Annotated in this window: 10 protein-coding genes and 2 pseudogenes; 10 read left to right on the top strand and 2 right to left on the bottom strand. The window is 66.6% G+C overall.

The window, feature by feature from the left end:
• Window positions 1–186: 186 nt before the first annotated feature.
• From IN820_RS00060 to IN820_RS00025, 8 genes and pseudogenes are all read left to right on the top strand, one after another.
• Window positions 187–3,672 (top strand): indolepyruvate ferredoxin oxidoreductase family protein, encoded by a 3,486-nt coding sequence (locus IN820_RS00060; protein ID WP_193679022.1) that lies wholly within the window; start codon window positions 187–189, stop codon window positions 3,670–3,672.
• A gap of 236 nt (window positions 3,673–3,908) precedes the next feature.
• Window positions 3,909–5,003: a Glu/Leu/Phe/Val dehydrogenase gene (locus IN820_RS00055; protein WP_193679021.1), complete on the top strand. Its 1,095-nt coding sequence runs from the start codon at window positions 3,909–3,911 to the stop codon at window positions 5,001–5,003.
• Between the two features lie 441 nt (window positions 5,004–5,444).
• A complete protein-coding gene (gene hppD, locus IN820_RS00050; RefSeq protein ID WP_193679020.1) occupies window positions 5,445–6,545 on the top strand; it encodes a 4-hydroxyphenylpyruvate dioxygenase in 1,101 nt (366 codons plus the stop codon).
• A 189-nt stretch (window positions 6,546–6,734) separates the two neighbouring features.
• Entirely contained in the window at window positions 6,735–7,874 is a 1,140-nt protein-coding gene (locus IN820_RS00045; protein WP_193679019.1) for a homogentisate 1,2-dioxygenase, read from the top strand.
• Window positions 7,875–7,968: 94 nt separating this feature from the next.
• Window positions 7,969–8,952, top strand: coding sequence for a fumarylacetoacetate hydrolase family protein (locus IN820_RS00040; RefSeq protein WP_193679018.1), 984 nt, complete (start codon window positions 7,969–7,971; stop codon window positions 8,950–8,952).
• A 120-nt stretch (window positions 8,953–9,072) separates the two neighbouring features.
• A complete protein-coding gene (gene maiA, locus IN820_RS00035; protein WP_193679017.1) occupies window positions 9,073–9,723 on the top strand; it encodes a maleylacetoacetate isomerase in 651 nt (216 codons plus the stop codon).
• Window positions 9,724–9,800: 77 nt separating this feature from the next.
• Window positions 9,801–11,261 (top strand): sodium-dependent transporter, encoded by a 1,461-nt coding sequence (locus tag IN820_RS00030; protein ID WP_193679016.1) that lies wholly within the window; start codon window positions 9,801–9,803, stop codon window positions 11,259–11,261.
• A gap of 53 nt (window positions 11,262–11,314) precedes the next feature.
• Window positions 11,315–11,539, top strand: a pseudogene (locus tag IN820_RS00025) (chemotaxis protein); the annotation flags it as partial.
• 78 nt (window positions 11,540–11,617) lie between these two features.
• Here IN820_RS00025 and IN820_RS00020 read toward each other — a convergent pair.
• A complete protein-coding gene (locus tag IN820_RS00020; RefSeq protein ID WP_193679015.1) occupies window positions 11,618–11,950 on the bottom strand; it encodes a type II toxin-antitoxin system HicB family antitoxin in 333 nt (110 codons plus the stop codon).
• Window positions 11,947–12,249: pseudogene (locus IN820_RS22390) on the bottom strand (type II toxin-antitoxin system HicA family toxin). Before IN820_RS22390 ends, IN820_RS00020 begins: the two are co-directional and overlap by 4 nt.
• Window positions 12,250–12,384: 135 nt before the next feature.
• Here IN820_RS22390 and IN820_RS00010 point away from each other — a divergent pair.
• The gene (locus tag IN820_RS00010) at window positions 12,385–13,710 is read left to right on the top strand and encodes a DEAD/DEAH box helicase (protein ID WP_193679013.1); all 1,326 of its coding nucleotides are present in this window, start codon (window positions 12,385–12,387) and stop codon (window positions 13,708–13,710) included.
• Between the two features lie 67 nt (window positions 13,711–13,777).
• Window positions 13,778–14,083 carry a DUF2845 domain-containing protein gene (locus IN820_RS00005; RefSeq protein ID WP_193679012.1) on the top strand — a complete coding sequence of 102 codons (306 nt, stop codon included), beginning with the start codon at window positions 13,778–13,780 and terminating at the stop codon, window positions 14,081–14,083.
• Window positions 14,084–14,217: the final 134 nt, after the last annotated feature.

The raw sequence follows: 14,217 nt of genomic DNA, 5'->3' as shown, positions 1-14,217 counted from the left end.
CTGTTTTTAACGCCGCGATGGCAACGCAGGTAGTTTTTCAACAGCCTGTTAATCGACACGCGACGGCGGGGCGACCCCCTGCCGATCGCCGGCGTGGGACAGCTTCCGTGCGGCTGCCCACGACCGCATCAGGCGGGTAGCGAACAACGCCACCCTGACTCCGATAACAACAAACAGGAGCGCCCCATGTCTCTGGCCGAGATCCGTCTGGACGACAAGTACCGGCTCGCAACCGGTCATCTGTACCTCACCGGCACCCAGGCGCTGACCCGCCTGCCGATGCTGCAGCACCAGCGTGACCAGGCCCGCGGGCTGAACACCGGTGGCTTCATTTCCGGCTATCGCGGCTCGCCGTTGGGCGGGCTGGACAAGAGCCTCTGGGACGCGCGCGACTACCTCAAGCAGCACGCCATCCACTTCCAGCCGGGCGTCAACGAAGAACTGGCCGCCACCGCGGTGTGGGGCAGCCAGCAAACCAACCTGTTCCCCGGCGCCAAGTACGACGGCGTGTTCGCCCTGTGGTACGGCAAGGGGCCGGGCGTCGACCGCTCCGGCGACGTGTTCAAGCACGGCAACGCGGCGGGCGTCTCGCCCCACGGCGGCGTATTGCTGCTGGCCGGCGATGACCACGGCTGCAAGTCCTCGACGCTGCCGCACCAGAGCGAGCACGCCTTCATCGCCGCTTCCATACCCGTATTGAATCCGGCCAACGTCCAGGAAATCCTCGACTACGGCATCATCGGCTGGGAGCTGTCGCGCTACTCCGGCTGCTGGGTGGCGCTGAAGACCATCGCCGAGAACGTCGATTCCTCGGCCGTGGTGGAAGTCGACCCGCTGCGGGTGCAGACGCGCATCCCCGAGGATTTCCAACTGCCCGAGGATGGCGTGCACATCCGCTGGCCCGACCCGCCGCTGGCCCAGGAAAAACGCCTCAACCTGTTCAAGATCTACGCCGCGCGCGCCTTCGCCCGCGCCAACCACCTCAACCGGGTGATGCTCGATTCGCCCAACCCGCGCCTGGGCATCATCACCACCGGCAAGTCGTATCTCGACGTGCGCCAGGCGCTGGATGACCTGGGCCTGGACGAAGCGCTGTGCGCCCGGGTCGGCCTGCGCGTGCTCAAGGTCGGCATGAGCTGGCCGCTGGAGCCGGTCTCGGTGCACGAGTTCGCCCAGGGCCTGGATGAAATCCTGGTGGTCGAGGAAAAACGCAGCATCCTCGAGGACCAGCTCACCGGGCAGCTCTACAACTGGCCGGTGGACAAGCGCCCGCGGGTGGTTGGCGAGTTCGACGAGCAGGGCAATTCGCTGCTGCCGAACCTCTCCGAACTGACCCCGGCGATGATCGCCCGGGTGATCGCCAAGCGCCTCGCGCCGATCTACACCAGCGACAGCATCCAGACTCGCCTGGCCTTTCTCGACGCCAAGGAGAAGGCTCTGGCCGCACGCAGCTACGACACCGTGCGCACCCCGCACTACTGCTCCGGTTGCCCGCACAACAGCTCGACCAAGGTGCCGGAGGGCAGCCGCGCCTCGGCCGGTATCGGCTGCCACTACATGGTGCAGTGGATGGACCGGCGCACCGAGACCTTCACCCAGATGGGCGGCGAGGGCGTCAACTGGATCGGCCAGGCGCCGTTCACCGACACCCCGCACATGTTCCAGAACCTCGGCGACGGCACCTACTTCCACTCCGGTAGCCTGGCGGTGCGTGCGGCAGTGGCGGCCGGCGTCAACATCACCTTCAAGATCCTCTACAACGACGCGGTGGCCATGACCGGTGGCCAGCCGATCGACGGCGAGCTGCGCGTCGACCAGCTCAGCCGGCAGATCTATCACGAGGGCGTCAAGCGCATCGCGCTGGTCAGCGACGAGCCGGACAAGTACCCGAGCCGCGACACCTTCGCGCCGATCACCAGCTTCCACCATCGCCGCGAGCTGGACGCCGTGCAACGCGAGCTGCGCGAGTTCAAGGGCGTCTCGGTGCTCATCTACGATCAGACCTGCGCCACCGAGAAGCGCCGCCGGCGCAAGCGCGGCAAGCTGGAAGACCCGGCCAAACGCGCCTTCATCAACCCGGCGGTGTGCGAGGGCTGCGGCGACTGCGGCGAGAAATCCAACTGCCTGGCGGTGCTGCCGCTGGAAACCGAGCTGGGGCGCAAGCGCGAGATCGACCAGAGCGCCTGCAACAAGGATTTCTCCTGCGTCGAGGGCTTCTGCCCGAGCTTCGTCACCGTGCATGGCGGCGGGCTGCGCAAGCCCGAGGCTGTAGCTGGCGGGATCGAGGCGGCGACGTTGCCCGAGCCCCAGCATCCGTCGCTGGAGCGGCCGTGGAACGTGCTGATCCCCGGCGTTGGCGGCAGTGGCGTGACTACCCTTGGCGCGCTGCTCGGCATGGCCGCACACCTGGAAGGCAAGGGCTGCACCGTGCTCGACCAGGCCGGTCTGGCGCAGAAATTCGGCCCGGTGACCACCCATGTGCGCATCGCCGCCCGGCAAGACGACATCTACGCCGTGCGCATCGCCGCCGGCGAGGCCGACCTGCTGCTCGGCTGCGACCTGGTGGTGGCGGCCGGCGACGAATCGCTGACCCGCCTCAACGAGCGGATCAGCAACGCCGTGGTCAACAGCCACGAGTCCGCCACTGCCGAGTTCACCCGCAACCCCGACGCCCAGGTGCCCGGCGCGGCCATGCGCCAGGCCATCAGCGCTGCGGTCGGCGCGGAGAAGACCCATTTCGTCGATGCCACCCACCTGGCCACGCGGTTGCTCGGCGACAGCATCGCCACCAACCTGTTCCTGCTCGGCTTCGCCTATCAGCAGGGGCTGCTGCCGATCAGCGCCGAGGCCATCGAGAAGGCCATCACCCTGAACGGCGTTTCCGCCGAGCTGAACCTGCAGGCCTTCCGCTGGGGTCGCCGCGCGGTGCTCGAGCGCGAGGCGGTGGAGCAGCTGGCCAAACCGGCCGAGACAGCCGAGCCAAGCCTGGCCGGACCAATCTGCAAGACCCTGGAAGAAATCGTCGACTGGCGCGTGGACTTCCTCACCCGCTACCAGAACGCCGGGCTGGCGCGCCGCTATCGCCAGCTGGTGGAGCGGGTGCGCGAGGCCGATAACGCCGATGATCTGGCGCTGTCCAAGGCCGTCGCCCGCTACTACTTCAAGCTCCTCGCGTACAAGGACGAGTACGAGGTGGCGCGCCTCTACAGCGAGCCGGACTTCCGCCAGCAGCTCGAGGCGCAGTTCGAGGGCGACTACCGGTTGCAGTTCCACCTCGCCCCGGCCTGGCTGGCCAAGCGCGACGCCGTCACCGGCGAGCCGCGCAAGCGCGAGTTCGGGCCATGGATGCTCGGGGCCTTCGGCGTGCTGGCGAAACTGCGTTTTCTGCGCGGCACGCCACTCGATCCGTTCGGCTATGGCCACGACCGCCGCGTCGAGCGCCAACTGATCGCCGACTACGAGAAGACCCTGGACGAACTGCTGGCCCAGCTCAAACCGACCAACTACCGCACCGCCGTGGCCATCGCCGCGCTGCCGGAGCTGATTCGCGGTTACGGCCCGTTGAAGGAGCGTTCCATCGGCAAGGCCCGCCAGCAGGAGAAGCTCTTGCGCGAACAACTGGCCAAGGGCGACGAGGTGCAGAGCGTGCGGCTGTTCCAGCCGGCGGCGTAACTGGCGCAGCTCGGCGGGCGGAGGGCTCGGTAGCCGGAGGGCTGCTCCTGGTGGGCTGAAGCCCACCCTACGAAATGCAGCCGCACGCCCCGTAGGGTGGGCTTCAGCCCATCGCCAGGGCACGGCGCGCCGCGTCAACGCCCAGCTGAACACACCGGGCCATCGTCCCGGTGAAACCCGACAAGAAGGCCCTGCCCATGGCAGGCCACCAGACCAACAGGAACGAGGTAAGCCAAATGTCCGTCTTTTCCCATCCCGACTTCGACCGCCACGAACAGGTGGTCTTCTGCCATGACCAGGCGTCGGGTCTGAAAGCCATCATCGCCGTCCACGACACGCGGCTCGGTCCGGCGCTGGGCGGCTGCCGGATGTTCCCCTATGCCAATGACGACGACGCCCTGCGCGACGTGCTGCGCCTGTCGCGTGGGATGACGCTGAAATCCTCGCTGGCCGGGCTCAAGCTCGGCGGCGGCAAGGCGGTGATCATCGGCGACCCGCACACCGGCAAGAGCCAGGCGTTGCTGCACGCCATGGGCGATTTCGTCGACAGCCTCGGAGGGCGCTACATCACCGCCGCCGATTCCGGCACCGGCGATGCCGAGATGCAGGCCTTCGCCCAGCGTACCCGCCACGTGGTCGGCGCCACCCCGCGTACCACGCTGGACGGCAGCGTCGCCAGCGGCGACCCGTCGCCGTCCACCGCCTACGGCGCGTTCGTTGGCCTCAGGGAAGCGGTGCGCCAGCGCCTCGGCCGTGACGACCTGGCGGGGCTGAAGGTGGCGATCCAGGGCGTCGGCCATGTCGGCCTGGGCCTGGCGCGGCATTTGAAGGCGGCCGGCGCCGAACTGTGGGTGGCGGACATCTTCGATGCCAACGTCAAGCAGGCGATGGACGAGTTGGGCGCCAAGGTGGTGCGCCCGCAGGACATCTACGGCCTGGACGTGGACGTGTTCGCGCCCTGCGCCATGGGCGGCATCCTCAACGAGCAGACCCTCGCGGTGCTGCGCGCGCCGGTGATCGCCGGTGCGGCGAACAACCAGCTGGCCACGGCCGCGATCGGCGTCGAGCTGCAACGGCGCAACCAGCTCTACGCGCCGGACTACGCGATCAACGCCGGCGGCATCATCGACGTCTACTACCAGCGCAACGGCGGCAGCGCGGCGCAGATCGATGCGCACGTCAATGGCATCGGCGACACCCTGCGCGAGATCTTCATCCGCAGCGCGGCCAGCGATGTGCCGACCTCGCTGATCGCCGACCGCCTTGCGCTGGAACGCCTGCAGGCCGGCGGCGAGTCGCGGCCCGAAGCGTTCCAGCGCCAGGCTTCCTGACAGGCGCGGGCAGCCGCGCGGGCAAGGCTTCGCCGTTGCCCACCCTGCGCAGGTGGTCGATGTCCTTGCTCGTAGTGTGAAAAAACCCGCGAAGCGCTTTTCCAGCGCCGCCGGCCAGCAGCAGACGAAGCTCAGGCCGAACAAGTTCGGCCCTACGGTTTGGCAGCGGGCCCGAAAGCACCACCTGTAGGGCCGAATTCATTCGGTCGTTCGAACACTGCGGCACCCTGCCGCACCGGGCTGTCAGCTTTTCGTTACGCCTGGCAAGCCGCCGGGCCAAGTTTTGCGCCCCGTACGCTGCTGTAAGGAAAAGCTGACGCCCCGCCCGGCATCGCGACCCGCCGGGGCCTGGAATCGGGATTGTCCGGCGTGCCGCGCTGGGGTGTGATGGGCCCAGCCAAGCCGTGCAGCGGTAATCCACAACAATAATCAGGAGGCGAGATGAACGCCGTGAACAAGATCGAGCAGCACAACCCCATCGGCACCGACGGCTTCGAGTTCGTCGAATTCACCGCGCCGAATGCCGAAGGCATCGAGCAGTTGCGCACGCTGTTCACCCAGATGGGCTTCACCGAAACCGCCAAGCACCGCTCCAAGCAGGTATGGCTGTTCCAGCAGCACGACATCAACATCGTGCTCAACGGCAGCCCCGCCGGGCATGTTCACGCCTTCGCCGAGAAGCACGGGCCGAGCGCCTGCGCCATGGCCTTCCGGGTGAAGAACGCCGCCCAGGCCGCGGCCTACGTCGAATCCCAGGGCGCCAGGCTGGTCGGCAGCCACGCCAACTTCGGCGAGCTGAACATCCCCTGCGTCGAAGGCATCGGCGGCTCGCTGCTGTATCTGGTCGATCGCTACGGCGACAAGAGCATCTACGACGTCGACTTCGAATACATCGAAGGCCGCACGCCGAACGACAACGCCGTCGGCCTGATGTGCATCGATCACCTGACCCACAACGTCAAGCGCGGGCAGATGGACGTCTGGTCCGGCTTCTACGAGCGCATCGCCAACTTCCGCGAGATTCGCTACTTCGACATCGAGGGCAAGCTGACCGGGCTGTTCTCCCGTGCCATGACCGCACCCTGCGGCAAGATCCGCATCCCGATCAACGAGTCGGCCGACGACAAGTCGCAGATCGAGGAATTCATCCGCGAATACCACGGCGAGGGCATCCAGCACATCGCGCTCTCCACCGACGACATCTACGAGACCGTCCGCCGCCTGCGTGCCAACGGCGTGGACTTCATGACCACCCCGGACACCTACTACGAGAAGGTCGACACCCGCGTCGCCGGCCATGGCGAGCCCACCGACGTGCTGCGCGAGCTGAACCTGCTGATCGACGGAGCGCCGGGCGTCGGTACGTCGGGCGATGACGGCATCCTCCTGCAGATCTTCACCAACACGGTGATCGGCCCGATCTTCTTCGAAATCATCCAGCGCAAGGGCAACCAGGGCTTCGGCGAGGGCAACTTCAAGGCGCTGTTCGAATCCATCGAGGAAGACCAATTGCGCCGCGGCGTGATCCAGGCGGGCGAGTAAGTCCGGCGCCGAGGTGCGACTACGTAGGGTGGATGTCGCGAAGCACATCCACGCGTATCGCGGGAACAACGAGCCCGCACGGGGGCCGACCCGGTTCAGACGCGTGGAAGATGCTTCGCAGTCTTCCACCCTACGTATCGGCACCTACCGCACCGCCGCTGAATCACGCGGTATCACGAGGAGAGCCACATGAGCCGCAAATGGATCGGTTTCCCCATCCGCGAGGGTGAATGCTCGCGTCAGGCGCACTGCGATTTTCCGCAGGGCACCTACGAGCGCGAAATGGGCCGCGAAGGCTTCTTCGGCCCGGCTTCGCACCTGCATCACAAGCATCCGCCGACCGGCTGGATCGACTGGCAGGGCCCGCTGCGCCCGCACGCCTTCGACTTCAACCGGATCGCCAGCGAGCGCGACTGCCCGCTCGAGGCGCCGCTGGCGCTGCACAACGCCGACGTCAAGCTGCGCCTGTGGAAAACCAACGGCGCCATGCGCCATCTGGTGCGCAACGCCGACGGCGACGAGCTGCTGTTCGTCCATGAGGGCGCCGGGCACTTCTACTGCGATTTCGGCCACCTGGAATTTCGCGACGGCGATTACTTGGTGATCCCGCGCGGCACCGCCTGGCGCATCGAGGCGAGCCAGCCGACGTTCCTGCTGCTGATCGAGAATACCGACGGCGCCTACCAGTTGCCGGACAAGGGCCTGGTCGGCCCACACGCGATCTTCGACGCCGCGGTGCTCGACCATCCGCGGCTGGACGACGCCTTCCGCGCGCAGCAGGACGAGAACCCCTGGCAGATCCGCATCAAGCGGCGCAACCAGATCAGCACCCTGACCTATCCCTACAACCCGCTGGACGTGGTCGGCTGGCATGGCGACAACACCGTGGTGCGGCTCAACTGGCGCGACATCCGCCCGCTGATGAGCCATCGCTACCACCTGCCGCCGTCGGCGCACACCACCTTCGTCGCCAGCGGCTTCGTGGTCTGCACCTTCACCCCGCGGCCGGTGGAATCCGATCCGGGTGCGCTGAAGGTGCCGTTCTTCCACAACAACGACGACTACGACGAGGTGCTGTTCTACCACCGTGGCAACTTCTTCAGCCGCGACAACATCGAGCAGGGCATGGTGACGTTCCACCCCTGCGGCTTCCCCCATGGTCCGCATCCGAAGGCGCTGAAGAAGGCGAGCACCGACCCGGCGACCTTCGCCGACGAGGTGGCGGTGATGATCGACACCCGCCGCGCGCTGGAAGTCGGCGAGGCCGCCGCAGCGGTGGAAGTGGCCGAATACGTGAACTCCTGGCGTGCGCCGGGAAAACCGGACTGAACGAACCTGTGGGACGCCGAGTCCTTGCCGGCGATCAGGCTGGAAAGCATCGCCGGCAAGCCGGCTCCTACATAGATAGCGATGGAAGCTGCTTATGAAACTCGCATCACTGAATCAGGGCCGTGACGGCGTGCTGGTCGTCGTCTCCCGTGATCTGGCTCGCGCGGTCAAGGTGCCGCAGATTGCCGCCACCCTGCAGGCCGCGCTGGACGACTGGCACTACTGCAAGCCCAAGCTCGAGGCCATCTACCAGCGCCTCAACGACGGGCTGGAGGCGGGCGCCTTCGCCTTCGACCAGACCGCCTGCCACAGCCCGCTGCCGCGCGCCTATCACTGGGCCGACGGCAGCGCCTACGTCAATCACGTCGAGCTGGTGCGCAAGGCGCGCGGCGCCGAGATGCCGGAATCCTTCTGGCACGATCCGCTGATGTACCAGGGCGGCGCCGACGCCTTTATCCCGCCGCACAGCCCGATTCGGCTGGCCGACGAGGCCTGGGGCATCGACCTGGAAGGCGAGCTGGCGGTGATCACCGACGACGTGCCGATGGGCGCGATGCCGGCCGAGGCCGCTGCGCATATCCAACTGCTGATGCTGGTCAACGACGTGTCGCTGCGCAACCTGATCCCCGGTGAGCTGGCCAAGGGCTTCGGCTTCTACCAGAGCAAGCCGTCGTCGAGCTTCTCGCCGGTGGCGGTGACCCCGGACGAGCTGGGCGAAACCTGGCGTGATGGCAAGGTGCACCGGCCTTTGGTCTCGCACATCAACGGCGAGCTGTTCGGCCAGCCGGATGCCGGCACCGACATGACCTTCGACTTCCCAACCCTGGTCGCCCACGCGGCGCGCACCCGTCCGCTGGGCGCCGGCACCCTCATCGGCTCGGGCACGGTGTCGAACTACGACCGCAGCGCCGGTTCCTCCTGCCTGGCCGAGAAGCGCATGCTCGAGGTGATCGAGCACGGCGAGGCGAAGACGCCGTTCCTCAAGTTCGGCGACCGGGTGCGCATCGAGATGTTCGACGCCAACGGGCAGAGCATCTTCGGCGCCATCGACCAGCAGGTAGAGAAATATGACGCGTAGGGTGGATCACGCTTTATCGATCCACCATTGGTTGGCATGGCCAGTGCGACATTTTCTGGGGAGCCGTATCGGTGGAAAACGCTTCGCGGTTTTCCACCCTGCGGCTCAGGGTGATTCCGAATGTTGAAACTCTACGGCTACTGGCGCTCCAGCGCCGCCTACCGGGTGCGCATCGCGCTGAACCTCAAGGGCCTGGCCTATCGGCAGGTGCCGGTGCATCTGCTCAAGGATGGCGGTCAGCAGCATGGCGCCGAATACCGCGCGCTCAACCCCCAGGAGCTGGTGCCGCTGCTGGTGGATGAAGTCAACGGCGGGGCGCGCATCAGCCAGTCGCTGGCGATCCTGGAATACCTCGACGAGGTGTTCCCGGTGCCGACGCTGCTGCCGGCCGATCCGGTCGAGCGCGCCCAGGTACGCTCGCTGGCGCTGCACATCGCCTGCGAAATCCATCCGCTGAACAACCTGCGGGTGTTGCAGTACCTCACCGGCGAGCTGGGTATCGGCGACGAGGCGAAGAGTGCCTGGTATCGGCACTGGGTCGCGCAGGGGCTGGCCGCGCTGGAGCAGGGCCTGGAAACCCTTGGTGACAAGCTTTCGCTGACCAACCGGCCAGGTTATCTGGAGGCGTGCCTGGTTCCGCAGGTATACAATGCGCGCCGTTTTGCCTGTGACCTCGCGGCGTATCCACGCATTCTCGAGATGGTTGCGCGCTGCGAGACGCTCCCGGCCTTCCAGCAGGCCGCGCCGGAGGTGCAGCCCGACGCTCGATGAACGACCGAATCCGCCTTGCGCCGCCGCGCTCTGCGGTGGTCCCGACCCCGTCACAGATAACAACAAACAGGTGACGTATGACTCGTGAAAAACCGAAGAACCTCTGGCTGTCGCGCTGGGGCTTCATCCTCGCGGCAACCGGCTCCGCCGTGGGCCTGGGCAATATCTGGAAATTCCCCTACATCACCGGCGAATTCGGCGGTGGTGCCTTCGTATTGATGTACCTGCTGTGCATCCTGGCCATCGGCGTGCCGGTGATGATGTGCGAGATCGCCATCGGCCGCCGCGGCCGTGGCAGCCCGATCGACGCCATCGGCCGGGTGGTCCGCGAGAACAACGGCAACCCGCTGTGGAAGGCGGTGGGTGGCATGGCCATGACGGCCGGCTTCCTGATCCTCTGCTTCTACGTGGTGGTCGCCGGCTGGGCCTTCGCCTATACGCTGAAGATGCTCGACGGCTCGCTGACCGCGACCAGCGTCGAGGCGCTCGGTGGCGTGTTCGAGGCGCACAATGCCAACCCGTGGGAACTCGGTGGCTGGAGCCTGCTGGTGGCATTGCTGACGCTGTGGATCGTAGCCAAGGGCGTGCAGAAGGGCATCGAGAACGCGGTGCGCTGGATGATGCCGGGCCTGGCCGTGCTGCTGCTGATCCTCGTGGGTTACGCGGTCACCAGCGGCGGCTTCGATCAGGGCTTCGCCTTTCTGTTCAGCTTCGATACCTCGAAGATCACCGGCGAAGCGCTGCTGGCGGCCCTCGGCCACGCGTTCTTCACCCTCAGCCTGGCGTCCGGCGCGATCCTCACCTACGGCTCGTACATCCCGGATGACCAGTCCATTGCTCGCACCACCTTCATGGTCGCCATCGCCGATACCTGCGTGGCGCTGCTGGCAGGCCTGGCGATCTTCCCGATCATCTTCGCCAACGGCATGGACCCGACCGCCGGCCCCGGCCTGATCTTCATGAGCCTGCCGCTGGCCTTCCAGCAGATGCCGTTCGGCACCGCCTTCGGCGTGCTGTTCTTCGCCATGGTGTCGATCGCCGCGCTGACCTCGGCGATCTCCATGATCGAGGCCACCGTCGCCTACCTCAACGAGAAGCACGGCATCTCGCGGATCAGGGCGGCCATCGGTTCCGGCGTGGTGCTGCTGCTGATCAGCCTGCTGGCGATGCTCTCGTTCAACCTGCTGTCGGGCTGGACGCCGATGGGCAAGAACTTCTTCGACTGGCTGGATTACCTGACCTCGCGCTGGATGATGCCGCTGGGTGGGATCTTCATCGTGCTGCTGGCCGGCTACGCACTGCGCAGCGAAATCATGCGCGACGAGCTGAACCTGCCGCCGCTGGGCTACGCGCTGTGGCTGTTCATGGTGCGCTACGTCTGCCCGGTGCTGATCCTCATGGTGTTCCTGCATGCCCTGGGCTGGCTGGGCTTCGACCCGTTGGCGCGCTGGTACTGGATCGCCGGCGCCATCGGTGCGCTCACGGTGGTCGGCGAGCTGCTGCGGCCGCGGGTGATGCCGGCGCTGGCAGGGCGCTGAGGCGATTCACGGGCGCGCCGAGACCGGCCGTTTCGGTTCAGGCGAACGATGAGGGCGATACTACGCAGCGCATCGGCGAGATCGACGGCATGAACCAGTCGGTGGCCACCGCCACCGAAGAACGGACCTCGGTGATCGAGTCGCGGAACATGGACATCCGAGATCGGCACGCGAACCGGCAAGGCGTGGAGAACCTGCAATCGACCCTGCGCGCCTGCGGCGATCTCGATCAGCAGGCCCGGCGCCTGAAGCAGCGGGTGGACCGCTTCCATATCTGATGCGAGGTCGGTCGAGGGGGCGCTTCGGCGCCCTTTTTCACAGTGCGGTTGCTGGCCGCGGGACTTGGCGGCAGGCCGTCAGGCGTGCGCTTCCCGGCCGAGAACCTCGGCCACCCACTGATTGATGCTCTTGTTCGACAGCTCGGCCTTCAGGGCGACGGAGGCATGCAGCTCCGGCTCGAGGCGAAGGCTGAGCTTGCCCGAGTAGGGCTTCTGGGGCTTGCGGTTCAGCTTGTTGCACGTCTCCAGATAATCGTCCACAGCCTCCGCGAAGGCCGCGCGCAACTCCCGAACCGTCTCACCATGAAAGCCCACCACATCACGAATCCCCGCGATGTGACCGACGAACAGGCCGTCTTCGTCGCTGTACTCGATGCGGGCGGCATAGCCTCTGTAGGTCATTGCGTTCATGGGGTAACTCCTGCTTGTTCGAGGAAAGCCCGGGCATCGCGGACCTGGTACGGCTTGGCCTCCTTGTCGGGATGTGGCCGATGAAAAGTGCCGACCACGCCGTCCAGCTCGAAGCGCACACGCGAGCCGTTGCCCTAGATGATCCTGGCTCCGGCCGCTACGCACAGGGACTCGATACGGGCCCACTCGAGCGTGCTCGGCACCGGCTTGGTGAAAATGGCTTTCAGGGTGCTGCGCTGCTTGCTGTTCGTGGGATCGGACTGTAATACCGTAATTGCGAGGCTACAACGCGTGTCCATCCCCACTGTCCCTTCCGAATGGCAATCTGTCCCGTCCGCTGCGATTGTCCACAGAGCAGCACGGCGCGCGGCCATTGCCTGCCAGCTGCTAGAATTCGCCGCTTTCCAACCCGCCGAACCGGCTGCGAGCCTGCCATGACCTTCGCCTCCCTGGGCCTGATCGATCCGCTGTTGCGGACCCTGGACACCCTCGACTACCGCACGCCGACGCCAGTCCAGGCCGAGGCCATTCCCGCCGTGCTCAAGGGCCGCGACCTGATGGCGGCGGCGCAGACCGGCACCGGCAAGACCGCCGGCTTCGCCCTGCCGCTGTTGCAGCGCCTGACCCTGGAAGGCGCCCGGGTGGCGAGCAACTCGGTGCGCGCGCTGGTGCTGGTGCCGACCCGCGAGCTGGCCGAGCAGGTCCACGAGAGCTTTCGCGCCTACGGGCAGAACCTGCCGCTGCGCACCTACGCGGTGTATGGCGGCGTCAGCATCAACCCGCAGATGATGGCGCTGCGCAAGGGCATCGACGTGCTGGTGGCGACCCCCGGCCGGCTGCTCGATCTCTACCGGCAGAACGCCGTCGGCTTCACCCAGCTGCAGGCGCTGGTGCTCGACGAGGCCGACCGCATGCTCGACCTGGGCTTCGCCGATGAGCTGGACCAGCTGTTCGCTGCCCTGCCGAAAAAGCGCCAGACCCTGCTGTTCTCCGCGACCTTCTCCGATGCCATTCGCCAGATGGCCCGCGAGCTGCTGCGCGATCCGGCGTCCATCGAGGTCAGCCCGCGCAACGCCGCGGCGAAGACGGTCAAGCAATGGCTGGTGCCGGTGGACAAGAAGCGCAAGAGCGAACTGTTCCTGCACCTGCTGGCGGAAAAGCGCTGGGGCCAGGTGCTGGTGTTCGTCAAGACGCGCAAGGGCGTCGATCAACTGGTGGACGAGCTGCAGGCGCAGGGGATTGCCAGCGACGCGATCCACGGCGACAAACCCCAGGCCTCGCGCCTGCGTGCGCTGGAGCGTTTCAAGGCCGGTGAGGTGCGCATCCTGGTGGCCACCGACGTGGCCGCGCGTGGGCTGGACATCCACGACCTGCCACAGGTGGTCAACTTCGACCTGCCGATCGTCGCCGAGGACTACGTGCACCGCATCGGCCGCACCGGCCGCGCCGGCGCCACGGGGGAAGCGGTTTCCCTGGTCAGCGCCGACGAGGTCGACCAGCTCGCCGCCATCGAAACCCTGATCAGGCAGGTGTTGCCGCGCCACGACGAGCCGGGCTTCGTGCCGGACCACCGCGTACCGACCACCACCCTCGGCGGGCAGATCGTCAAGAAACCGAAGAAAGCGAAAAAGCCCAAGGACGTGCCCGGCAAGGGCAAGATCCACCTCGGCAACTGGTTCGACGAGAGCGAAAAGCCCAACGCCCGGCCGATCCGCAAGGTGCCGAGCCTGGGTGGGACGAAGCCGGCCAAGAAGCGCTGAACGGCCGTGGAACCGCGCTAAGATCTGCGGGCCAAGCGCCGAGGCGCTGCATGCGAGGGAAGGATGCATGGGAAGCAAGACGACCGCGGTGATCCTGCTGGCCGGCGCGCTGTTCGGCGCCGCTGCCGAGGCCTCCATGAGGTGTGGCACCCGTCTGGTTCAGCTGGATGATACCCGCGAAAAGGTCGAGGCCAAGTGCGGCCCCGCCGACAGCCAGACATCCGAAGGGCCGGCGCTGCGCAGCGACGGTGTCGTGCAACCGGGCGCCGTCAGGATCGACCGCTGGATCTACGGCCCGCGAAATGGCGCGAACTACCACCTGCGCTTCATCGACGGCCGCCTGGTCGAAATCCGCATGGAGCGGGAGCAGTAGGGCGGGGCGTGGCTGTGATGCCGATCAGATAAGGCTTTTGTCCACTCCGTGGCCATGGCACGGGACGCTTTTTGTAGGAGGCGCCCGCGCGTCTTCGTCGCAGCGCTGTCGCGCAGCAAACAGGGTGCAGCCCC

The sequence above is a fragment of the Pseudomonas lopnurensis genome (genome assembly GCF_015070855.1).
Lineage (GTDB): Bacteria > Pseudomonadota > Gammaproteobacteria > Pseudomonadales > Pseudomonadaceae > Stutzerimonas > Stutzerimonas lopnurensis.
This window is presented reverse-complemented; position numbering and strand designations above follow the sequence as displayed.

What these genes read in the sequence shown, in the direction of transcription:
- IN820_RS00055 (WP_193679021.1), top strand. Translation starts at nt 3,909, where the DNA reads ATGTCCGTCTTTTCCCATCCCGACTTCGACCGCCACGAACAGGTGGTC.
- IN820_RS00030 (WP_193679016.1), top strand. Translation starts at nt 9,801, where the DNA reads ATGACTCGTGAAAAACCGAAGAACCTCTGGCTGTCGCGCTGGGGCTTC.
- IN820_RS00020 (WP_193679015.1), bottom strand. Translation starts at nt 11,950, where the DNA reads ATGAACGCAATGACCTACAGAGGCTATGCCGCCCGCATCGAGTACAGC.
- IN820_RS00045 (WP_193679019.1), top strand. Translation starts at nt 6,735, where the DNA reads ATGAGCCGCAAATGGATCGGTTTCCCCATCCGCGAGGGTGAATGCTCG.
- IN820_RS00010 (WP_193679013.1), top strand. Translation starts at nt 12,385, where the DNA reads ATGACCTTCGCCTCCCTGGGCCTGATCGATCCGCTGTTGCGGACCCTG.
- IN820_RS00005 (WP_193679012.1), top strand. Translation starts at nt 13,778, where the DNA reads ATGGGAAGCAAGACGACCGCGGTGATCCTGCTGGCCGGCGCGCTGTTC.
- hppD (WP_193679020.1), top strand. Translation starts at nt 5,445, where the DNA reads ATGAACGCCGTGAACAAGATCGAGCAGCACAACCCCATCGGCACCGAC.
- IN820_RS00060 (WP_193679022.1), top strand. Translation starts at nt 187, where the DNA reads ATGTCTCTGGCCGAGATCCGTCTGGACGACAAGTACCGGCTCGCAACC.
- maiA (WP_193679017.1), top strand. Translation starts at nt 9,073, where the DNA reads ATGTTGAAACTCTACGGCTACTGGCGCTCCAGCGCCGCCTACCGGGTG.
- IN820_RS00040 (WP_193679018.1), top strand. Translation starts at nt 7,969, where the DNA reads ATGAAACTCGCATCACTGAATCAGGGCCGTGACGGCGTGCTGGTCGTC.